Below are 23,123 nucleotides of genomic sequence, written 5' to 3'. Positions count from 1 at the left end.
TAACACTACTCATACTCGGCCCGACACATCGCCACGGTATCTTCTATCAGCCGACGCGCCACGGTGCCCGGCGGAGGTAACAGCGGTAAATCGTCGTAGCGATACCAGTTCGCATCCAGCAGCTCTTTCTGATCGATAACGATCTCGCCGCTGTCATATTCGGCCATAAAGGCCGTCATCAGCGACTGCGGGAACGGCCACGGCTGGGAGGTGACGTAGCGCAGGTTCTTCACTTTGATCCCGCTCTCCTCCATCACCTCGCGCGCCACCGCCTGCTCCAGCGTTTCGCCCACTTCGACGAAGCCGGCCAGCACGGTATGAACACCGTTGCGATGACGGGTATGCTGCGCCAGCAGGATGGAATCCTCCCGGCGGATAGCGACGATAATGCACGGCGCAATCTGCGGATAGTAGCGTTCGCGGCAGTGGCTGCAGAGCATCGCCCATTCGGTTTTGCTCGGACGCATGGTATGGCCACAGTAGCCACAGTATTTATGCGAGCGATAAAACTCGGCCAGCTGCACGCCGCGCCCCGCCAGTTGGAACAGCCCTACGTCCTGATCCAGCACCTGGCGCACAGATCCCATATCCTGGCGGCGGGGCTGTTGGATCAACCACACGGGCTCACCCTGCCACTCACCGATCTGTAGCGCTGGCTGGCCAGCAAGATCGAACGCCTCAGCTGCGCCATAGGGGATTTCCCCGGCAGGAAGCCATAATTTTTGTTCGTGACTGACGATCCACCAACCAAGATCTGATTTTTCAATAATACGATCCATATCTATTGCACTACCTTCGCTTCACTGACATGTTGTTAGCATTGTGGTTACATTCTGGATAAGCAGATTCAATCCTACATTTTGCGGAGTCGACCATGTTAAACCAGCTGGAAAGCCTGACTGAGCGCGTTAGAGGAAGTAACAAACTGGTGGATCGCTGGCTACATGTGCGCAAGCATCTACTCGTGGCTTATTACAATCTGGTCGGCATTAAGCCTGGCAAAGAATCGTTTATGCGACTGAATGAAAAAGCGCTGGATGATTTTTGTCAGGGCCTGGTCGACTATCTGTCCGACGGCCATTTCAATATTTATGAACGCATTATCCGCGAAATGGAAGGGACAACACCGTATTTAGCAGCCAGCAAGCTCTATCCGCTGCTGGAAGCCAACACCCAGCAGATCATGGATTACTATGATTCCGCGCTCGAGAACGCCATCGATCACGATAACTATCTTGAGTTCCAGCGGGCGCTATCCGACCTCGGTGAAGCGCTGGAAGAGCGATTCACGCTGGAAGATAAGCTGATCGCCCTCGTACTGGACAATGATTTGAACATCAGTAACGAAGAGAACGTCGCGCGCCCTGCTTGAGTTCTTCACCGTTAACGAGTAATTTACAACCATTCGCCCCTCTCACGAGGGGGATTTTTCTTGTCGGAGTGCCCAGCGCCTGAAAGCGCGGGCTGAGACCGTTAATTCGGGATCCGCGGAACCTGATCAGGCTAATACCTGCGAAGGGAACAAGAGTCACACTGCTGTTGTATCGCCTGAGGGCGATCCTCTCTTGCTTCATCCGTCGTCTGACAAGCCATGTCCTTCACTTTTGGAATGAGCTATGTCTACTGCAAAACTGACCCGCCGCGAACAGCGCGCACAGGCCCAACACTTCATCGACACCCTGGAAGGCAGCGCTTTCCCGAACTCGAAACGCATCTACATTTCCGGCTCGCAGGCCGATATCCGCGTCCCGATGCGCGAAATCCAGCTCAGCCCGACGCTTATTGGCGGCAGCAAAGATAACCCGCAATACGAAGACAACGAAGCCGTGCCGGTGTATGACACCTCCGGTCCGTACGGTGACCCTGATGTTGCCATCAACGTCCAGCAGGGTCTGGCTAAGCTGCGCCAGCCGTGGATTAATGCGCGCAACGACTGCGAAGAACTGAGCGTGCGCAGCTCTGCGTACACCAAAGAGCGCCTGGCCGACGACGGTCTGGACGCGCTGCGCTTTACCGGCCTGCTGACGCCAAAACGCGCTAAAGCGGGCAAATGCGTGACCCAGCTGCACTACGCCCGCCAGGGCATCGTCACGCCGGAAATGGAATTCATCGCCATCCGCGAAAACATGGGTCGCGAGCGCATCCGTAGCGAAGTGCTGCGCTATCAGCATCCGGGTGAAGGCTTTGGCGCTCGCCTGCCGGAGAACATCACGCCGGAGTTTGTGCGTGACGAAGTGGCCGCCGGGCGCGCGATTATCCCCGCCAACATTAACCACCCGGAATCCGAGCCGATGATTATCGGCCGCAACTTCCTGGTGAAGGTCAACGCGAACATCGGTAACTCGGCCGTGACCTCCTCCATCGAAGAAGAGGTGGAAAAGCTGGTCTGGTCCACGCGCTGGGGCGCGGACACGGTAATGGACCTCTCCACCGGCCGCTATATTCACGAAACCCGCGAATGGATCCTGCGTAACAGCCCGGTGCCGATTGGCACCGTCCCGATTTATCAGGCGCTGGAGAAGGTCAACGGCATTGCCGAAGACCTCACCTGGGAAGCGTTCCGCGACACGCTGCTGGAGCAGGCTGAACAGGGCGTGGACTACTTCACCATTCACGCGGGCGTGCTGCTGCGCTACGTGCCGATGACGGCGAAGCGTCTGACCGGCATCGTCTCGCGCGGCGGTTCCATCATGGCGAAGTGGTGCCTCTCCCATCACCAGGAAAACTTCCTCTACGAACACTTCCGCGAGATCTGCGAAATCTGCGCCGCCTATGACGTCTCCCTGTCGCTGGGCGACGGCCTGCGTCCGGGCTCCATCCGCGACGCCAACGACGAAGCGCAGTTTGCCGAGCTGCACACGCTGGGCGAGCTGACTAAAATCGCCTGGGAGTATGACGTGCAGGTGATGATTGAAGGCCCGGGACACGTGCCGATGCAGATGATCCGCCGCAACATGACCGAAGAGCTGGAGCACTGCCATGAGGCCCCGTTCTATACCCTGGGACCGTTGACCACCGATATTGCGCCGGGTTACGACCACTTCACGTCAGGCATTGGCGCGGCGATGATCGGCTGGTTCGGCTGCGCCATGCTCTGCTACGTGACGCCGAAAGAGCACCTCGGCCTGCCAAACAAAGAGGACGTGAAGCAGGGGCTGATTACCTACAAAATTGCCGCCCACGCGGCGGATCTGGCCAAAGGCCACCCGGGGGCGCAAATCCGCGATAACGCCATGTCGAAGGCGCGCTTTGAATTCCGCTGGGAAGACCAGTTCAACCTGGCGCTGGATCCGTTCACCGCCCGCGCCTATCACGATGAGACCCTGCCGCAGGAATCAGGCAAAGTCGCGCACTTCTGCTCTATGTGTGGGCCAAAATTCTGCTCGATGAAAATCAGCCAGGAAGTGCGTGACTACGCCGCAGCGCAAACCATTGAAGTGGGCATGGCGGACATGTCTGAAACCTTCCGCGCCAAAGGCGGCGAAATCTACCTCAAAAAAGAGGAGGCGTAATGTACCAGCCCGATTTCCCACCCGTCCCCTACCGTTTAGGGCTCTATCCGGTGGTGGACAGCGTGGCGTGGATAGAGCGACTGCTGGAGGCAGGCGTTCGCACCCTCCAGCTGCGCATCAAGGATAAGCGCGATGACGAGGTGGAAGCCGATGTGGTTGCCGCCATCGCGCTGGGGCGTCGGTATAACGCCCGCCTGTTTATCAACGACTACTGGCGGCTGGCCGTTAAGCACCAGGCGTACGGCGTGCATCTGGGCCAGGAGGACCTGGAAACAACGGATCTGAGCGCTATCCGTGAAGCCGGGCTGCGTCTTGGCGTGTCAACGCACGATGACATGGAGATCGACGTGGCCCTGGCGGCCCGTCCCTCTTACATCGCGCTGGGCCACGTCTTCCCGACGCAAACCAAGCAGATGCCCTCCGCACCGCAGGGTCTGACGCAGCTGGCGAGTCACGTTAAACGCCTTGCCGATTACCCCACCGTCGCCATCGGCGGAATCAGCCTTGAACGCGCCCCGGCGGTGCTGGAGACCGGCGTCGGCAGCATCGCCGTCGTCAGCGCCATCACCCAGGCTGCAGACTGGCAGTCCGCCACCGAACAGCTGTTACAGCTGGCAGGAGCTGGCGATGAACGATCGTGATTTTATGCGCTACAGCCGTCAGATCCTGCTGGAGGATATCGCCATCGACGGGCAGCAAAAGCTGCTCGCCAGCCGGGTGCTGATTGTCGGTCTGGGCGGATTAGGCGCGCCCGCCGCGCTTTATCTGGCAGGTGCGGGCATCGGTACGCTGGTGCTGGCCGACGACGACGAGGTTCACCTCAGCAATCTGCAGCGACAAATCCTCTTTACCACCGAGGATATCAACCAGCCGAAAGCAAAAATCACCCGGCAGCGGCTGAACCAGCTAAACCCGGATATCGAGCTGATTGCCTTACAGGAGCGTCTTAGCGGTGAAAGCCTGCTCCGTGAAGTCGCCCTTGCCGACGTGGTGCTGGACTGTACCGACAACATGGCGACGCGCCAGGCGATTAACGCCGCGTGCGTGGCAAATCATACGCCGCTTATCACCGCCAGCGCGGTGGGGTTCGGCGGGCAGATGATGGTTCTGACGCCACCGTGGACGCAGGGCTGCTATCGCTGTCTGTGGCCGGATGATGCCGAGCCAGCGCGCAACTGCCGGACGGCGGGCATTCTTGGTCCGGTGGTCGGCGTAATGGGCACCATGCAGGCGCTGGAAGCCATCAAGCTGCTCAGCGGCATGGAGACGGAACGCAATACGCTGCGGCTGTTTGATGCCCGCTCAGCCGGCTGGCGCCAGCTGGCGTTACGCCGCGCCAGCCGCTGCCCGGTATGTGGAGGCCGCGATGCGCATTCTGTTTAACGATGAGCCGATGAGATGCGAAGACGGGCTCACCGTTGCGGTACTGCTCGACAAGCTGCGTCAGCTCAAGCCGGGAACGGCGCTGGCGCTCAATCAACAGATCCTGCCGCGCGAGCAGTGGGAACATCAGCAGGTCAATGACGGCGACCAGATCCTGCTGTTTCAGGTTATCGCAGGGGGCTGAGATGTTTCGTATTGCCGATAAAGTCTTTGATTCACATCTGTTTACCGGAACCGGAAAATTCGCCTCGCCGCAGCTGATGGTGGATGCCATTCGCGAAAGCGGCAGCCAGCTGGTGACGCTGGCGCTCAAGCGCGTGGATCTGCGTCATCACAGCGATGCCATTCTGGCGCCTTTACTGGAGGCAGGCGTCACGCTGCTGCCCAACACCTCCGGTGCCAAAACGGCCGAAGAGGCGATTTTCGCCGCGCAGCTGGCCCGCGAGGCGCTCGGCACCCGCTGGCTGAAGCTGGAAATTCATCCTGACGCCCGCTGGCTGCTGCCCGACCCGATTGAAACGCTGAAAGCGGCTGAAAAGCTGGTGCAGCAAGGGTTTACCGTCCTGCCTTACTGCGGCGCCGACCCTGTCCTGTGCAAACGGCTGGAAGAGGTCGGCTGCGCCGCCGTCATGCCGCTGGGCGCCCCCATTGGCTCCAACCAGGGGCTGGAAACCCGTGCGATGCTGGAAATCATTATTGAGCAGGCTACCGTGCCGGTGGTGGTTGATGCGGGCATTGGCGTGCCCAGCCATGCCGCACAGGCGCTGGAGATGGGCGCCGACGCGGTGCTGGTGAATACGGCCATCGCGGTTGCCGACGATCCGGTCATGATGGCGCGTGCGTTCCGCATGGCCGTAGAGGCTGGGTTGCTGGCAAGGGAGTCCGGCCCCGGCTCGCGCAGTTTCCAGGCGCAGGCCACCAGCCCGCTGACCGGTTTTCTGGAGGCGATCTCATGAGCACGTTTACCGAGCGCTGGCGGCAGCTTAACTGGGACGACATTGCCCTGCGCATCAACAGCAAGACGACGGCTGACGTGGAGCGTGCGCTGAATGCCCGCCATCTGACCCGCGAGGATCTGATGGCCCTGCTCTCCCCGGCGGCCAGTGCGTACCTCGAACCGATGGCCCAGCGAGCACAGCGGCTCACCCGCCAGCGTTTTGGCAACACGGTGAGTTTCTACGTGCCGCTCTATCTCTCAAACCTGTGCGCCAATGACTGCACCTATTGCGGTTTCTCCATGAGCAACCGCATCAAACGTAAAACGCTCGATGAAGGTGAGATTGCCCGTGAGTGTGCGGCTATTCGTGAAATGGGCTTTGAACATCTTCTGCTGGTCACGGGCGAACATCAGGGAAAAGTGGGAATGGACTATTTCCGTCAGCACCTTCCCGCCATCCGTCGTCAGTTTGCGTCGTTGCATATGGAAGTACAGCCCCTGGCGCAGGAGGAGTACGCGGAGCTCAAAACCCTCGGGCTGGATGGGGTCATGGTCTACCAGGAAACCTACCACGAGGCGACGTACGCCCGGCACCACCTGAAGGGTAAGAAACAGGATTTCTTTTTCCGGCTGGAAACACCGGACAGGCTGGGTCGCGCGGGCATCGACAAAATCGGTCTGGGTGCGCTGATCGGGCTCTCCGACAGCTGGCGGGTGGATTGTTACATGGTGGCGGAACATTTGCTGTGGCTTCAGCAGCGCTACTGGCAGAGCCGTTATTCCATCTCCTTCCCGCGTCTGAGGCCCTGCGCGGGCGGGATTGAACCGGCTTCGCTGATGGATGAACGCCAGCTGGTGCAAACCATCTGCGCGTTTCGCCTGCTCGCTCCGGAAGTGGAATTATCGCTCTCAACGCGTGAGTCCCCGGCGTTTCGCGATCGCGTTATCCCGCTTGCGATTAACAACGTCAGCGCGTTTTCCAAAACACAGCCTGGCGGCTACGCCGACGATCATCCGGAGCTCGAGCAGTTTGCGCCGCATGACGGACGACGTCCGGAAGCGGTCGCCGCCGCTCTGACGGCGCAGGGTCTTCAGCCTGTCTGGAAAGACTGGGACAGCTGGCTGGGAAGAGCCTCGCAGTGATGTTGAAACGCTCTGCAACATCATAAAAAATTGTCGAGGCGCGACGAAAAGACAAAACCGGAGGATTGTCAGCGATCGTCCGGTTTTTTATTGTCACACGGTCAGCAACGGATGCTGACCAGGGCGAAAAGCTTCTTCCTCGTTTCGCCCTGCCTCTGGTTCATTGCACAAACGACCCCAGCCTGGTGAATAAGTATTTTCTTAATGGTTCTTAAGATAAATCATCCCGTCAGAAATCGTGTGCCGTATAATTCACCGCTAACCGCAGGACAGCGACTATGCTGAGAGGATATCGGCAGACGAACAGTATTCACCATCAGGAACGATGTACAGCTCATGGCACTTCACAGCAAAAAGCTCTCTTTTACCCGGCCAATCATGCTCAGCTTCGCGGGGATCCTCTGCAGTTTTGCGGTGATCGCGATCGCGGTGACGCTTTCGCAACGAAAGGATTTTCTTGAGGATTATCATAAGATCAATAGCAATTTCACGCACAACCTGGCGGTGAACTACACCGAATCTATCCTGCGTGAAAACGACTATATCCTGGGCCGTTCCGCGATGTACTTTGCGCGTGACGACAGGCTAAACGAGACGCTCAACGTCAACCCGACGCAGGGGTTGCAGATGATGATGCATTTGCAGAACCTGATGCCGACCGTCTCCTCCATCTCGCTGGCGGACACGCAGGGGCATTACCTCCGCGCACCGGAAGTGCTCCCCACGGAGACGAGTAAAACCTTCGATCCCAGGACGAGGCCGTGGTTTGTCGCTCAGGCGGAAGCCAGCATCTTCAGCCATTATACCCGTCCTTATATGGATTACTTTACGGGGCACCCCACGGTCACTCTTTATAAGCCAGTGATTTCACCAGAAGGCAGACTGAAGGGAACGCTCGCGTTTCATCTCGATTTGACATCAATGGGCTACACCCTGCGTCAGATGGTGGCGCCCGTTCAGGGGGAATTCTTCGTCGTCGAGCGTGACGGTGCTGTGGTGCTGCATCCGGATACCGGCGCGCTCTTCAAGCAGTACGTGAGCGAAGCGCTGATGGACAAAATGACCAGCGGTGAGGGCCACCTTTACGACAAGAAAAGCAACGCCTGGTATTACTACTACTCGTTTACCAACCCGGACTGGTTTGTCATTTACCGGGTATCGGATGCGACGCTCACCGATATTACCCGCCACGAAACGACGATTGTTGGCTGGGGGTTTGCGCTGGCGGCCATCATTATCATCCTCTTCGGCTTATACCTCCGCCACGCCTCGCGTAGCGTGCTGATGCACATTATCAATGCCATCAAAACCGGCGACGTCAGCGAGGCGCCGCGCCTGGAAGCGATGCTGAGCCACACGATTCAGTCCAATAAAGAGCGCGAAATGGCGTATGTGCGCCAGGCCACCCACGATGCGCTGACGGGCTGTAAAAACCGCCGCGCGTTTGATAGCGATATCGCGGAGCTGCTTAATGCCCAGCGGCCTTTCGCGATGGCGCTGGTGGATATTGATAACTTCAAGGCGATTAACGACACGCTGGGCCACCTGACCGGTGATATCGTTCTGCGTAACGTGGCCCGCGAAGGGATCCAGATCATGCAGCCACATCACGTCTCGCTTTACCGTTATGGTGGAGAAGAGTTTGCGGTAATTTTCCAGGTTGAGCAGATGACTTCTGCGCTCTCATTACTGGAAGCATGGCGTACCGCTGTTGAAAAACGTGTCTGGCGGGAAGAAAACCTGCGGGTTACGTTCAGCGGCGGTCTTGGGGAGTGGCATTTTGAACCGCTGGAGCACTTTATCGGAAGCGTTGATAACGCCCTATACAGCGCCAAACAGCAGGGCAAAAACCGCATCAACCGAACGTCCATCAGCTAATCCCCCCTCTTTCACCCTGCCCGTTTCCACGGGCCGGGTACCCGACAATGCAAAATTGTAACCGGTTTCAGAAAATCGCCGGTTTCTTTGTGATGCCTGACACACAATCGCGGTAAACCGGTTGTTGAAGCGGTCTGCACGGGATAATTATCAATAAACACATGTAGATCGAGGCTGATTATGAAGAACATCGTTTTATGCTGTGCAGCGGGAATGTCAACCAGCATGCTGGTTCAACGTATGAAAGACGCCGCGCAGAAAAAAGGGGTTGAAGTCACGATTAAAGCCGTTCCGGTTGCGGAGTTTAAAGACAACATCGCGACGGCCGACATCGTATTGCTGGGGCCACAGGTTAAATACGAGCAGGCCAAACTCCAGGCGCAGGCCGAGCCGCTAGGTAAAAAGGTCGCGGTGATCGACATGATGGATTACGGCATGATGAAAGGTGATGCCGTACTGGAAAAAGCGCTCAAACTTCTGGAGTCATAATGGAAGACTTAGAAACCACGATTATGGAACTGCTGGTCAACGCAGGCGCGGCGCGCAGTGCGGCCCTGACGGCGTTACAGATGGCGCGTAAAGGTGAGTTTGATGAAGCTGAAAAAGCGATGGAAGAGTCGCGTGAATATGTGAAGCATGCGCACACGATCCAGACGCAGCTTATCGGTCTTGATGAAGGGACCGGGAAGCTTCCGGTTAATCTGATCACCGTTCACTCTCAGGATCACCTGATGAACGCGATGGTCATTCAGGATCTGGCGGGCGATATGATTGAGCTTTATCGTCGGATCCCGCTGGTGAATTGAAAACATGCAGATGTAAAAAAACCCGCCGAGGCGGGTTTTTTATTAGCGACTCAACGATTACTCGTTGTCGGAACCGCCCAGACCTGCGTTCAGCAGTTCTGCCAGGCTCGCGGATGCATCTTCAGCAGTCACCTGCGGTGCAGCTGGCAGTTCGCCCGCAGCACGACGACGCATACGATCCTGGTGGTACGCATAACCGGTACCGGCCGGGATCAGACGACCCACGATAACGTTCTCTTTCAGACCGCGCAGTTCATCACGCTTACCAGCAACAGCGGCTTCGGTCAGGACACGAGTCGTTTCCTGGAACGATGCTGCAGAGATGAAGGACTCGGTTGCCAGAGACGCTTTGGTGATACCCAGCAGATCGCGCGAGAAGGTCGCACCGATTTTGCCGTTCGCTTCAAGTTCGCGGTTAGCGATCTTGACGCGTGAGTATTCAACCTGCTCGCCTTCCAGGAACTCAGAGCTGCCAGCGTTTTCGATGGTTGCTTTACGCAGCATCTGACGAACGATAACTTCGATGTGCTTATCGTTAATCTTAACGCCCTGCAGACGGTAAACGTCCTGCACTTCGTTGGTGATGTAACGCGTTACCGCGTGTACGCCACGAAGGCGCAGAATGTCGTGCGGCGCTTCTGGACCATCGGAAACCACGTCACCACGTTCTACACGTTCACCTTCGAACACGTTGAGCTGACGCCACTTAGGAATCATCTCTTCGTACGGTTCGCTACCATCTACTGGAGTGATAACCAGACGGCGTTTCCCTTTGGTCTCTTTACCGAAGGAGATGATACCGCTGATTTCAGCCAGGATTGCAGGCTCTTTCGGACGACGCGCTTCGAACAGGTCCGCAACGCGTGGCAGACCACCGGTGATGTCCTTGGTACCGCTGGATTCCTGTGGAATACGCGCCAGAGCATCACCCGCACCGATCTGAATGCCATCTTCCAACTGAACGATCGCTTTACCCGGCAGGAAGTACTGCGCAGGCATGTCGGTACCAGGGATCAGAACGTCGTTACCCTGAGCATCAACGATTTTCAGCGCAGGACGCAGATCTTTACCACCGGTAGTACGTTCAGCAGAATCCAGAACCACCAGAGAAGACAGACCGGTCAGCTCGTCGGTCTGACGAGTAATGGTCTGGCCGTCGATCATGTCAGTAAAGCGGATGAAGCCACTTACTTCGGTGATAACCGGCATGGTGTGTGGATCCCAGTTTGCAACGGTTTCACCGCCGGCAACCTGCTCGCCATCACCTTTCGCCATAACCGCACCGTAAGGCACTTTATAGCTCTCTTTGGTACGACCGAATTCGTCAATCAGTTTCAGCTCGGTGTTACGAGAGGTCACAACCAGCTTGCCTGCGGAGTTAACAACAGACTTCGCGTTGCTGAGCTTGATGCTACCTTTGTTTTTCACCTGGATGCTGGATTCAGCAGCCGCACGAGATGCCGCACCACCGATGTGGAACGTACGCATCGTCAGCTGTGTACCCGGCTCACCGATGGACTGTGCCGCGATAACGCCGATTGCTTCACCTTTGTTGATGATGTGGCCACGCGCCAGGTCACGACCGTAGCAGTGCGCACATACACCAAAGTCGGTGTCACAGGATACAACGGAACGCACTTTCACTGAGTCAACAGAGTTCGCTTCCAGCAGGTCACACCAGTGCTCGTGCAGCAGCGTGTTGCGTGGAACCAGAATGTCTGCAGTACCCGGCTTCAGAATGTCTTCCGCGGTCACACGACCCAGAACGCGATCGCGCAGTGGCTCTTTAACATCACCACCCTCGATAACCGGGGTCATGGTGATACCTTCGAGGGTGCCACAATCGTCTTCGGTGACAACCAGATCCTGGGCAACGTCAACCAGACGACGCGTCAGATAACCGGAGTTCGCTGTTTTCAGTGCGGTATCCGCCAGACCTTTACGAGCACCGTGCGTGGAGATGAAGTACTGGAGTACGTTCAGACCTTCACGGAAGTTCGCGGTGATTGGCGTTTCGATGATGGAGCCATCTGGCTTCGCCATCAGACCACGCATACCTGCCAACTGACGAATCTGTGCTGCGGAACCACGCGCACCGGAGTCGGCCATCATGTAGATGCTGTTGAAGGAAACCTGCTGCTCTTCTACGCCGTCACGGTTAATCACGGTTTCGGTCTGCAGGTTATCCATCATCGCTTTGGATACACGATCGTTCGCCGCTGCCCAGATATCGATAACTTTGTTATAGCGTTCGCCCGCGGTAACCAGACCAGACTGGAACTGCTCCTGGATCTCAGCAACTTCGGCTTCCGCTTCAGAGATGATCTCGTGTTTCTTCTCTGGGATGACCATGTCATCGATACCAACAGATGCACCTGAACGCGCTGCATAAGCAAAGCCGGTATACATTGTCTGGTCAGCGAAGATAACGGTCGGCTTCAGACCCAGAATGCGGTAACAGGTGTTCAGCATTTTGGAGATCGCTTTCTTGCCCAGCGCCTGGTTGACGATGGAGAAAGGCAGACCTTTCGGTACGATCATCCACAGAATCGCACGGCCAACGGTCGTGTCTTTCAGGCTGGTTTTCGCAACGAATTCGCCGTTTTCATCTTTTTCGTATTCGGTGATACGCACTTTAACGCGCGCATGCAGAGAGGCCAGGCCAGCGCGGTAAATACGCTCAGCTTCTTTCGGGCCAGTCAGCACCATGCCTTCGCCTTTGGCGTTAACACAGTCACGGGTCATGTAGTACAGACCCAATACAACGTCCTGAGAAGGAACGATGATTGGCTCACCGTTCGCTGGAGACAGGATGTTGTTGGTAGACATCATCAGCGCACGCGCTTCGAGCTGGGCTTCCAGCGTCAGCGGTACGTGAACAGCCATCTGGTCACCATCGAAGTCGGCGTTATATGCCGCACAAACCAGCGGGTGCAGCTGGATAGCTTTACCTTCGATCAGGACTGGCTCAAATGCCTGGATACCCAAACGGTGCAGGGTTGGTGCACGGTTCAACAGTACCGGGTGTTCGCGGATAACTTCGTCCAGGATATCCCAAACGACAGCTTCTTCACGCTCAACCATTTTCTTCGCGGCTTTGATGGTGGTGGCCAGGCCACGCAGTTCCAGCTTGCCGTAGATGAATGGTTTGAACAGCTCCAGTGCCATTTTCTTCGGCAGACCGCACTGATGCAGACGCAGGTATGGACCTACGGTGATTACAGAACGACCGGAGTAGTCAACACGCTTACCGAGCAGGTTCTGACGGAAACGACCCTGTTTACCTTTGATCATATCGGCCAAAGATTTCAGAGGACGTTTGTTAGAACCGGTGATCGCACGACCGCGACGACCGTTATCCAGCAGGGCATCTACCGCTTCCTGCAGCATACGTTTTTCGTTGCGTACGATGATGTCCGGCGCAGCCAGATCCAGCAGACGTTTCAGACGGTTGTTACGGTTGATAACGCGACGATACAGATCGTTCAGATCGGACGTTGCGAAACGACCACCATCCAGCGGAACCAGTGGACGCAGATCTGGCGGCAGAACCGGCAGAACGGTCAGGATCATCCACTCTGGTTTGTTACCAGACTGAACGAACGCTTCCAGCAGTTTGATACGCTTGGTCAGCTTTTTACGTTTGGTTTCGGAGTTGGTTTCGTTCAGCTCTTCACGCAGCTGCTCGCACTCTTGCTCCAGATCCATGCTCTTCAGCAGGGCCTGAATAGCTTCCGCACCCATCTTCGCGTCGAATTCGTCACCGAACTCTTCCAGCGCGTCCAGATACTGCTCTTCAGTCAGGATCTGATGACGTTCCAGGTTCGTCATCCCGCCTTCGATAACCACATAAGATTCGAAGTACAGAACGCGTTCGATATCACGCAGCGGCATATCCAGCAGCAGACCGATACGGGACGGCAGAGATTTCAGGAACCAGATGTGAGCGGTCGGAGACGCCAGCTCGATGTGGCCCATGCGCTCACGACGCACTTTGGTCTGGGTCACTTCAACGCCGCACTTCTCACAGATCACACCACGGTGTTTCAGGCGCTTGTACTTACCGCACAGGCACTCGTAATCTTTTACTGGCCCGAAAATACGCGCACAGAAAAGGCCGTCACGCTCAGGTTTGAACGTACGGTAGTTGATGGTTTCCGGCTTTTTAACTTCACCGAAAGACCATGAACGGATCATGTCTGGCGAAGCCAGAGCAATTTTGATCGCATCAAACTCTTCGGTTTTAGTCTGCGCTTTCAGAAACTTTAATAAATCTTTCACGGATTTGCTCCCGTCGGAGTTAGCACAATCCGGTGCCGGGGGTTAACCCGACACCAGTGACCTGTTTGAGCGAGAATTACTCGTCTTCCAGTTCGATGTTGATACCCAGCGAACGAATCTCTTTCAACAGTACGTTGAAGGATTCTGGCATGCCCGGTTCCATCTGATGGTTGCCGTCCACGATGTTTTTATACATCTTGGTACGACCGTTCACGTCATCAGACTTAACGGTGAGCATTTCCTGCAGGGTGTATGCCGCGCCGTATGCTTCCAGCGCCCACACTTCCATCTCCCCGAAGCGCTGACCACCGAACTGTGCCTTACCACCCAGCGGCTGCTGAGTAACCAGGCTGTAAGAACCGGTAGAACGAGCGTGCATCTTGTCGTCGACCAGGTGGTTCAGTTTCAGCATGTACATGTAACCTACGGTTACCGGACGCTCGAACTGTTCACCGGTACGGCCGTCAAACAGCGTAATCTGACCAGACGTTGGCAGACCACCCAGTTGCAGCAGCTCTTTAATTTCAGCTTCTTTCGCACCGTCGAAGACTGGCGTTGCGATTGGCATACCTTTTTTCAGGTTCTCAGCCAGGCGCAGCACTTCTTCATCGCTGAAGGTATTCAGGTCGACTTTCTGACGCACGTCGGTACCCAGATCGTAGGCACGCTGGATGAATTCGCGCAGTTTCGCGACTTCTTCCTGCTGCTTCAGCATGGCGTTAATCTTGTCGCCGATACCTTTCGCAGCCATACCCAGGTGGGTTTCCAGGATCTGACCGATGTTCATACGAGACGGTACGCCCAGCGGGTTCAGTACGATATCTACCGGCGTACCGTTAGCATCATGCGGCATATCTTCGATCGGGTTGATCTTAGAGATAACACCCTTGTTACCGTGACGACCTGCCATCTTATCACCAGGCTGGATCTGACGTTTAACGGCCAGATACACCTTAACAATCTTCAGCACGCCTGGTGCCAGATCGTCGCCCTGAGTGATTTTGCGGCGTTTCGCTTCGAGTTTTTTCTCGAACTCGTGTTTCAGTTCGTCATACTGCTCAGCCAGCTGTTCCAGCTGATTTTGTTTCTCTTCGTCGGTCAGGCCCAGTTCCAGCCAGCGATCGCGTGGCAGTTTGTCGAGCTTCTCAGCTTCAACGCCACCGGCAACCAGCACCGCATAGATACGGCTGAACAGACCCGCTTCGAGGATCTGCAGTTCTTCAGACAGGTCTTTCTTCGCCTGTTTGAGCTGCATCTCTTCGATTTCCAGCGCACGCTTATCTTTCTCCACGCCGTCACGGGTGAAGACCTGAACGTCGATAACCGTACCGGAAACACCGTTTGGTACGCGCAGAGAAGAGTCTTTAACGTCAGACGCTTTCTCACCGAAGATTGCACGCAGCAGTTTCTCTTCTGGCGTCAGCTGGGTTTCACCTTTAGGCGTAACCTTACCAACCAGAATGTCGCCGCCAGTCACTTCCGCACCGATGTAAACGATACCGGATTCATCCAGTTTGGAGAGCGCAGCTTCACCCACGTTAGGGATGTCAGCGGTGATCTCTTCTGGCCCCAGCTTGGTGTCACGGGACACACATGCCAGTTCCTGAATGTGGATGGTGGTGAAACGATCTTCCTGAACCACACGCTCGGAGACGAGGATGGAGTCTTCGAAGTTGTAACCGTTCCACGGCATGAACGCTACGCGCATGTTCTGACCGAGCGCCAGTTCACCGAGGTCGGTGGACGGGCCGTCTGCCAGCACGTCGCCGCGCTCAACTGGCTCACCCAGAGATACGCAAGGCATCTGGTTGATACAGGTGTTCTGGTTAGAACGGGTGTATTTGGTCAGGTTATAAATGTCGATACCTGCTTCGCCCGGATACATCTCGTCTTCGTTAACTTTGATAACGATACGGGATGCGTCGACGTACTGAACGGTACCGCCACGTTTAGCAACCGCAGTAACACCGGAGTCAACGGCAACAGCACGTTCCATACCGGTACCAACCAGCGGCTTATCAGCGCGCAGAGTTGGAACGGCCTGACGTTGCATGTTCGCACCCATCAATGCACGGTTGGCGTCATCGTGTTCCAGGAACGGGATCAGGGACGCACCGACGGATACCACCTGCTGGGTGGATACGTCCATGTAGTCAACCTGGTCGCGGCTGAACAAGCTGGATTCGCCTTTGCTACGGCAGGTAACCAGATCTTCTACAAAGTGGCCTTCGTCATCCAGGTTGGAGTTCGCCTGAGCGATAACGTAGTTGCCTTCTTCGATAGCAGACAGGTAATGAATTTCGTCGGTTACAACACCGTCGGTCACTTTACGATACGGGGTCTCAAGGAAACCGTATTCGTTCGTCTGTGCGTACACGGACAGGGAGTTGATCAGACCGATGTTTGGACCTTCAGGCGTTTCGATTGGACATACGCGACCGTAGTGAGTCGGGTGTACGTCTCGAACTTCAAAGCCTGCGCGTTCACGGGTCAGACCGCCTGGGCCGAGTGCAGAGATACGACGTTTGTGCGTAATCTCAGACAGCGGGTTGTTCTGGTCCATGAACTGAGACAGCTGGCTTGAACCGAAGAACTCTTTCACTGCTGCAGAAATCGGCTTGGCGTTGATCATATCCTGAGGCATCAGGGTATCCAGATCGCCCAGAGACAGACGCTCTTTCACCGCACGCTCTACACGTACCAGGCCAACGCGGAACTGGTTTTCCGCCATTTCGCCTACGGAACGGATACGACGGTTGCCGAGGTGGTCGATATCGTCCACTTCGCCTTTACCGTTACGGATATCGATGAGCTTCTTCATCACTTCGATGATGTCGTCTTTGCTCAGGATACCGGAACCTTCGATTTCGTCGCGCAGCAGAGAACGGTTGAACTTCATACGACCAACCGCGGACAGATCGTAGCGGTCTTCGGAGAAGAACAGGTTCTCGAACAGGCTTTCCGCCGCTTCGCGAGTTGGTGGCTCACCAGGACGCATCATGCGGTAGATTTCTACCAGCGCGCTCAGACGATCGGTGGTTGGGTCGACGCGAATAGTCTCAGAGATATACGCACCGTGATCCAGATCGTTGGTGAACAGCGTTTCGATACGTTTGTGGCCAGACTGGCTCAGCTTAGCCAGCAGATCCAGGCTCAGCTCCATGTTCGCCGGGCAGATCAGCTCACCCGTTGACTCGTCAACGTAATCTTTCGCGGCTACTTTTCCTGCAATGTACTCAACCGGAACTTCGATGAGTTTGATATCATCTTTTTCCAGCTGGCGGATGTGGCGCGCGGTGATACGGCGACCTTTTTCCACATACACTTTGCCGTCGGCTTCGATGTCGAACGACGCGGTCTCACCACGCAGACGTTCCGGCACCAGCTCCATCTGCAGCTTGTTGTCGCGGATTTCAAAGATCACTTTCTCAAAGAACAGGTCCAGGATCTGCTCAGTGGTATAGTTCAGTGCACGCAGAATGATGGTTGCAGGCAGTTTACGACGACGGTCGATACGGACAAACAGGTTGTCTTTTGGATCGAACTCGAAGTCCAGCCATGAACCACGGTAAGGAATGATGCGTGCGTTATACAGTACTTTACCGGAAGAGTGTGTTTTACCTTTATCGCTGTCGAAGAAGACGCCCGGGCTACGATGCAGCTGGGAAACGATAACACGCTCAGTACCGTTGATAACGAAAGTACCGTTGTCAGTCATGAGTGGAATTTCACCCATGTAGACTTCTTGTTCTTTAATGTCTTTTACGGTGCCTTCCGGCGCTTCGCGCTCGTAGATCACCAGACGCAGTTTTACGCGCAGCGGTGCGGAATAGGTCACGCCACGGATCTGACATTCCTGAACGTCAAACACCGGTTCGCCAAGGCGGTAGCTGACGTACTGCAGCTCGGAGTTACCGCTGTAGCTCTGAATCGGGAACACGGAGCGGAAGGCTGCTTCCAGACCGTACTGCCCTTCAGGATCTTGCTCGATAAACTTCTGGAACGAGTCAAGCTGGATAGAAAGGAGATATGGAATGTCCAGAACTTGTGGACGTTTACCAAAATCCTTACGAATACGTTTTTTCTCGGTATAGGAGTAAACCATAGGGTTCCTCAGCTCGCTGACAAGTCGACCCATCTGTCCGACGAAGGGACAGTTTGTGCAACACCATTTTGTGGACCGGAAAATTGAATACTTTCCGCAATACCTGTTGCTATCACGCTTAAATCATTTCGTCGCGATTTACACAGAGCGAGCACCCTGTCGCAATATATTAAGTCGTCGATAGAAACATGCATTGTCAGGACAATCAGCAGTCAAACAGTGTGAAATGCTACTGATGCCTTACAGCGCAAAAAGGCTGGTGACTAAAAAGTCACCAGCCATCAGCCTAATTACTTAGGCTGCAACCAGAAAAGTTGGCTTATTTAACTTCAACTTCAGCGCCAGCTTCTTCCAGAGATTTTTTCAGTGCTTCTGCGTCGTCTTTGCTCACGCCTTCTTTCAGCGCAGCTGGAGCAGATTCTACCAGGTCTTTAGCTTCTTTCAGACCCAGGCCAGTTGCGCCACGTACTGCTTTGATAACAGCAACTTTGTTAGCGCCAGCAGCTTTCAGAATTACGTCGAATTCAGTTTTTTCTTCAGCAGCTTCAGCCGGGCCCGCAGCTACAGCTACAGCAGCAGCAGCAGAAACACCGAATTTTTCTTCCATTGCAGAAACCAGCTCTACAACGTCCATTACGGACATAGCTGCTACTGCTTCAATGATTTGATCTTTAGTGATAGACATTTAAATTGTTCCTGAAAATCAGAATAAGTTTATACGTAAGCAAATGCTTTATAAAGATAACTGCAATTAAGCAGCTTCTTTCGCATCGCGAACAGCAGCCAGAGTGCGAACCAGTTTGCCAGCCGAAGCTTCTTTCATGGTTGCCATCAGGCGTGCAATTGCTTCTTCGTAGGTCGGCAGGGTTGCCAGGCGATCGATGTTCGATGCCGTGATCAACTCACCTTCAAAGGCTGCAGCTTTGACCTCAAATTTTGCATTCGCTTTCGCGAACTCTTTGAACAGACGAGCAGCAGCGCCCGGGTGTTCCATAGAGTATGCAATCAGGGTCGGACCAACAAACGTGTCTTTCAGGCACTCGAACTGAGTACCTTCAACTACGCGACGCAGCAGGGTGTTACGAACAACACGCATGTATACGCCAGCTTCACGACCTGCTTTACGCAGTTCAGTCATTTTGTCTACAGTTACGCCACGGGAATCCGCAACTACTGCAGACAGCGCGCCTTTGGCTACTTCGCTGACTTCAGCAACAATCGCTTGTTTGTCTTGAAGATTTAAAGCCATTAGCTTTGCTCCTGGATGTTTGCCGGAACTCATGTTCCGGAACTCACTTCACTCTTCCCAATGGAAAGAGCGTCTTAATACGGTGAGCAGAAACAAGCCAGAGTATCCAAAAATAATCTTAGCGTTCTGTCACCGTCTACGCAGGGGATTAAGTCTCTTGCGAAACACCTGCGGTCTTCGACGGAGGCCTGGATTAGGCCAGGCTCCAACGAACAAATCTTTTAGCCGCTAACTTTTGTTAGCAAACGTGGGGGTAAGATTGTAGACAAAATCACCGCCCACGTAAAGGCATTAGTTTGCAGCAGCGCTCAGGCCAGCCTGGTCAACTGCAACACCTGCACCCATGGTGGTGGAGATGCTAACTTTCTTGATGTACACGCCTTTCGCCTGAGTTGGTTTTGCTTTTTTCAGCGCAACCAGCAGAGCTTCCAGGTTTTCTTTCAGTTTGTCAGCGTCAAAGTCCACTTTACCGATGGTGGTGTGGATGATGCCGTTTTTGTCGTTACGATAACGAACCTGACCTGCTTTAGCGTTCTTAACCGCTTCAGCAACGTTAGGGGTTACAGTACCAACTTTCGGGTTTGGCATCAGGCCGCGTGGACCCAGAACCTGGCCCAGCTGGCCAACAACGCGCATTGCATCTGGAGAAGCAATAACAACGTCAAAGTTCATTTCGCCTTTCTTGATCTGATCAGCCAGATCTTCCATACCTACCAGTTCAGCGCCAGCAGCTTTAGCAGCTTCAGCGTTTGCACCCTGAGCAAATACAGCTACACGTACGGAACGGCCAGTACCGTGTGGCAGTACAGTTGCGCCACGAACGTTCTGATCGGATTTACGCGCGTCGATGCCGAGGTTAACGGCAACGTCAACGCTTTCAACGAACTTAGCAGTTGCCAGTTCTTTCAGCAGAGCGATAGCTTCGTTGATGTCGTACTGTTTGGTCGCATCAACTTTGTCACGGATCACGGACATGCGCTTGGTCAGTTTAGCCATTTCTTAGTCCTCCACTACCAGGCCCATGGAACGTGCAGTACCTTCGATTGAGCGAGTCATCGCTTCAATGTCGGCACCAGTCATGTCGGCAGCTTTGGTCTGCGCGATTTCCTGCAGCTGAGCGCGGGAAATTTTACCCACTTTGTCTTTGTTCGGTTTACCGGAACCAGACTTGATACCAGCCGCTTTCTTCAGCAGAACTGCTGCTGGAGGGGTTTTGGTAACGAAAGTGAAAGAACGGTCAGCGTAAACAGTGATTACGACTGGGATTGGCAGACCTTTTTCCAGGGATTCGGTTTTGGCGTTGAACGCTTTACAGAATTCCATGATGTTCACACCCTGCTGACCCAGAGCTGGACCAACTGGTGGACTTGGGTTCGCCATACCAGCTGCAACCTGCAGCTTGACGTAGGCTTGTACTTTCTTAGCCATTCTAAAATCCTCTGATTGGGTGATAGCGCCTCAGGGAGGCTCCCCGTGAATAAAATTCGTTTTACGGGCCGGGGCCCATAAAAACAAAAGGCGCGAAATTGTATTCCAATCTCGCGCCCTGTGCAACGATTAAATCGCCGCTTTTTTGATCGCTGCTTAGGCTTTTTCGACCTGCGCAAAGTCCAGCTCTACCGGGGTCGCACGACCGAAGATAGAAACAGAAACTTTCAGGCGGGACTTCTCGTAGTCCACTTCTTCAACGACGCCATTAAAGTCAGCAAACGGACCGTCACTAACACGGACCATTTCACCCGGTTCAAACAGCGTTTTAGGACGCGGCTTATCACCCACCTGCTGCAGGCGGTTCATAATCGCATCAACTTCTTTGTCGCTGATTGGCGCCGGACGGTCAGACGTGCCGCCGATAAAGCCCATCACGCGCGGTACGCTGCGCACCAGGTGCCAGCTCGCGTCGTTCATCACCATCTGAACCAGCACGTAACCCGGGAAGAATTTACGCTCGCTTTTGCGACGTTGGCCGCCACGGATCTCAACCACTTCTTCGGTCGGAACCATAACTTCGCCAAATAACTCTTCCATGTTGTGTAATTTGATATGCTCACGCAGCGACGTTGCTACGCGGCCTTCAAAACCGGAAAACGCCTGAACGACGTACCAACGCTTTTTAGGGGCTTCAGACATCTTAGAACCTCAGGCCAGTAATAAAGGAAACCAGGCGAACCAGAATACCATCCAGTCCCCACAGGATCAGTGACATTACAGCGGTAACCGCCGCTACGATCAGCGTGGTGTGCAATGTTTCCTGGCGAGTCGGCCAAATGACCTTACGGACTTCGGTACGCGCTTCACGTGCAAAAGCAACGGTTGCTTTACCTTTAGTCGTCAACAGCGCGACACCGCCCGCTGCAGCAATCAGAATCACCACTGCCAGCGCGCGGAGCGGCAGCATCATGTCACGATAAAGATAGTTGCCAACGATTGCCACAATCAGCAGCACGGCAACAGCGACCCACTTCATCGCTTCCAGGCCGCGCCCGCTCCCTTGAGCTTCGGTATTCGCACTCATAAACCAACCTGTCAGAAGAATTCTACAAATAATTTCACCCCGCGATTGCGAGGCGAGCCAAATCGAAATAATCCCTTTAGGGATTATACGCTCTCTGCAGAGCCTGTCTCAGCAATGATTATGACAAAAATAATCACTGATGAGCCAGGTTCTGATGTGAAAGCGTGCAAAAAGGGCATCAAATGATGCCCTTTTCATGCGCATTGCGTCAAATGTTATCAGCGATTAGCCGAGAACTTTAGCAACCACGCCCGCGCCAACGGTACGGCCACCTTCACGGATTGCGAAACGCAGACCGTCGTCCATCGCGATTGGGTGGATCAGAGTCACAACCATCTTGATGTTGTCGCCTGGCATTACCATCTCAACGCCTTCTGGCAGTTCGATGGTACGGATTGCGAAACGCAGACCGTCGTCCATCGCGATTGGGTGGATCAGAGTCACAACCATCTTGATGTTGTCGCCTGGCATTACCATCTCAACGCCTTCTGGCAGTTCGATGGTACCGGTCACGTCAGTTGTACGGAAGTAGAACTGTGGACGGTAGCCTTTGAAGAACGGAGTATGACGGCCGCCTTCGTCTTTGGACAGGATGTACACTTCAGATTCGAACTTGGTGTGTGGCTTGATTGAACCTGGCTTCGCCAGAACCTGACCACGTTCGATTTCTTCACGTTTGATACCACGCAGCAGAACACCAACGTTCTCACCAGCACGGCCTTCGTCCAGCAGTTTGCGGAACATTTCAACGCCAGTACAGGTAGACTTCGCAGTCTCTTTGATACCAACGATTTCAACTTCTTCGCCAACTTTGATGATACCGCGCTCTACACGACCGGTAACAACGGTACCACGACCGGAGATGGAGAATACGTCTTCGATTGGCAGCAGGAATGGCTTGTCAATCGCACGCTCTGGTTCTGGGATGTAAGAATCCAGGAAGCCAGCCAGTTCGATGATTTTCGCTTCCCACTCAGCTTCGCCTTCCAGCGCTTTCAGAGCAGAACCACGAACGATTGGGGTATCGTCGCCTGGGAAATCGTACTGAGACAGCAGTTCACGAACTTCCATCTCTACCAGTTCCAGCAGCTCTTCGTCATCAACCATGTCGCATTTGTTCAGGAACACGATGATGTAAGGAACGCCTACCTGACGACCCAGCAGGATGTGCTCACGAGTCTGAGGCATTGGGCCGTCAGTCGCAGCAACAACCAGGATCGCGCCGTCCATCTGCGCAGCACCGGTGATCATGTTTTTAACATAGTCGGCGTGGCCTGGGCAGTCTACGTGTGCGTAGTGGCGAGTCGGGGTGTC

The 23,123-nt window shown here is 54.8% G+C and carries 20 protein-coding genes and 1 riboswitch; of the genes, 10 read left to right on the top strand and 10 right to left on the bottom strand.

The features are described from left to right. Positions 1 to 5 precede the first annotated feature (5 nt). Positions 6 to 779, bottom strand: a complete 774-nt coding sequence (gene nudC / locus P349_RS00520; RefSeq protein WP_032648406.1) for an NAD(+) diphosphatase — start codon at positions 777 to 779, stop codon at positions 6 to 8. Positions 780 to 874: 95 nt separating this feature from the next. On the opposite strand from nudC, the gene P349_RS00525 reads away from it, so the two are divergent. The 10 genes from P349_RS00525 (at position 875) to P349_RS00570 (ending at position 9,659) form a co-directional block, all read left to right on the top strand. After that, on the top strand, positions 875 to 1,372 hold the full coding sequence (locus P349_RS00525) for an Rsd/AlgQ family anti-sigma factor (RefSeq protein ID WP_023334107.1): 498 nt from the start codon (positions 875 to 877) through the stop codon (positions 1,370 to 1,372). Between the two features lie 54 nt (positions 1,373 to 1,426). Next, positions 1,427 to 1,538, top strand: a riboswitch (TPP riboswitch). Positions 1,539 to 1,616: 78 nt separating this feature from the next. After that, positions 1,617 to 3,512 (top strand): phosphomethylpyrimidine synthase ThiC, encoded by a 1,896-nt coding sequence (gene thiC, locus P349_RS00530; protein ID WP_032648408.1) that lies wholly within the window; start codon positions 1,617 to 1,619, stop codon positions 3,510 to 3,512. Continuing rightward, positions 3,512 to 4,153, top strand: a complete 642-nt coding sequence (thiE, locus tag P349_RS00535) for a thiamine phosphate synthase (protein WP_032648410.1) — start codon at positions 3,512 to 3,514, stop codon at positions 4,151 to 4,153. The genes thiC and thiE overlap by 1 nt, the downstream gene beginning before the upstream one ends. After that, positions 4,140 to 4,895 (top strand): HesA/MoeB/ThiF family protein, encoded by a 756-nt coding sequence (locus P349_RS00540; RefSeq protein WP_032648412.1) that lies wholly within the window; start codon positions 4,140 to 4,142, stop codon positions 4,893 to 4,895. Before thiE ends, P349_RS00540 begins: the two co-directional genes overlap by 14 nt. Then, a complete protein-coding gene (gene thiS / locus P349_RS00545; protein WP_024908257.1) occupies positions 4,879 to 5,079 on the top strand; it encodes a sulfur carrier protein ThiS in 201 nt (66 codons plus the stop codon). Before P349_RS00540 ends, thiS begins: the two co-directional genes overlap by 17 nt. A 1-nt stretch (position 5,080) precedes the next feature. Next, entirely contained in the window at positions 5,081 to 5,851 is a 771-nt protein-coding gene (gene thiG / locus P349_RS00550) for a thiazole synthase (protein ID WP_032648414.1), read from the top strand. Beyond that, entirely contained in the window at positions 5,848 to 6,975 is a 1,128-nt protein-coding gene (gene thiH / locus P349_RS00555) for a 2-iminoacetate synthase ThiH (RefSeq protein ID WP_032648415.1), read from the top strand. The genes thiG and thiH overlap by 4 nt, the downstream gene beginning before the upstream one ends. A gap of 336 nt (positions 6,976 to 7,311) precedes the next feature. Next, positions 7,312 to 8,853, top strand: a complete 1,542-nt coding sequence (locus P349_RS00560) for a sensor domain-containing diguanylate cyclase (protein ID WP_032648416.1) — start codon at positions 7,312 to 7,314, stop codon at positions 8,851 to 8,853. Positions 8,854 to 9,033: 180 nt separating this feature from the next. Beyond that, positions 9,034 to 9,342 (top strand): PTS sugar transporter subunit IIB, encoded by a 309-nt coding sequence (locus tag P349_RS00565; protein WP_023334100.1) that lies wholly within the window; start codon positions 9,034 to 9,036, stop codon positions 9,340 to 9,342. Next, positions 9,342 to 9,659 carry a PTS lactose/cellobiose transporter subunit IIA gene (locus P349_RS00570; protein ID WP_008503455.1) on the top strand — a complete coding sequence of 106 codons (318 nt, stop codon included), beginning with the start codon at positions 9,342 to 9,344 and terminating at the stop codon, positions 9,657 to 9,659. The genes P349_RS00565 and P349_RS00570 overlap by 1 nt, the downstream gene beginning before the upstream one ends. 57 nt (positions 9,660 to 9,716) lie before the next feature. On the opposite strand, the gene rpoC is transcribed toward P349_RS00570, so the two are convergent. The 9 genes from rpoC to tuf all read right to left on the bottom strand — a co-directional run. Next, positions 9,717 to 13,940, bottom strand: coding sequence for a DNA-directed RNA polymerase subunit beta' (rpoC, locus tag P349_RS00575; protein WP_023309968.1), 4,224 nt, complete (start codon positions 13,938 to 13,940; stop codon positions 9,717 to 9,719). Positions 13,941 to 14,016: 76 nt separating this feature from the next. Next, a complete protein-coding gene (gene rpoB / locus P349_RS00580; protein WP_024908260.1) occupies positions 14,017 to 18,045 on the bottom strand; it encodes a DNA-directed RNA polymerase subunit beta in 4,029 nt (1,342 codons plus the stop codon). A 319-nt stretch (positions 18,046 to 18,364) separates the two neighbouring features. After that, on the bottom strand, positions 18,365 to 18,730 hold the full coding sequence (gene rplL / locus P349_RS00585; RefSeq protein ID WP_002445276.1) for a 50S ribosomal protein L7/L12: 366 nt from the start codon (positions 18,728 to 18,730) through the stop codon (positions 18,365 to 18,367). Positions 18,731 to 18,796: 66 nt separating this feature from the next. Continuing rightward, positions 18,797 to 19,294, bottom strand: a complete 498-nt coding sequence (gene rplJ, locus P349_RS00590; RefSeq protein WP_005132895.1) for a 50S ribosomal protein L10 — start codon at positions 19,292 to 19,294, stop codon at positions 18,797 to 18,799. A 291-nt stretch (positions 19,295 to 19,585) separates the two neighbouring features. Then, positions 19,586 to 20,290 (bottom strand): 50S ribosomal protein L1, encoded by a 705-nt coding sequence (gene rplA / locus P349_RS00595; RefSeq protein WP_006810530.1) that lies wholly within the window; start codon positions 20,288 to 20,290, stop codon positions 19,586 to 19,588. A gap of 3 nt (positions 20,291 to 20,293) precedes the next feature. Then, positions 20,294 to 20,722: a 50S ribosomal protein L11 gene (gene rplK / locus P349_RS00600; RefSeq protein ID WP_008503452.1), complete on the bottom strand. Its 429-nt coding sequence runs from the start codon at positions 20,720 to 20,722 to the stop codon at positions 20,294 to 20,296. Positions 20,723 to 20,878: 156 nt separating this feature from the next. Next, positions 20,879 to 21,424 carry a transcription termination/antitermination protein NusG gene (nusG, locus tag P349_RS00605; protein WP_002438628.1) on the bottom strand — a complete coding sequence of 182 codons (546 nt, stop codon included), beginning with the start codon at positions 21,422 to 21,424 and terminating at the stop codon, positions 20,879 to 20,881. A 1-nt stretch (position 21,425) separates the two neighbouring features. Then, entirely contained in the window at positions 21,426 to 21,809 is a 384-nt protein-coding gene (gene secE / locus P349_RS00610) for a preprotein translocase subunit SecE (protein WP_014068449.1), read from the bottom strand. Positions 21,810 to 22,034: 225 nt separating this feature from the next. Then, a partial coding sequence (gene tuf / locus P349_RS0124805) for an elongation factor Tu (RefSeq protein ID WP_050597544.1) occupies positions 22,035 to 23,123 on the bottom strand: 1,089 nt, incomplete at its 5' end.

Source organism: Enterobacter sp. DC4, assembly GCF_000568095.1.
Lineage (GTDB): Bacteria > Pseudomonadota > Gammaproteobacteria > Enterobacterales > Enterobacteriaceae > Enterobacter > Enterobacter pseudoroggenkampii.
This window is presented reverse-complemented; position numbering and strand designations above follow the sequence as displayed.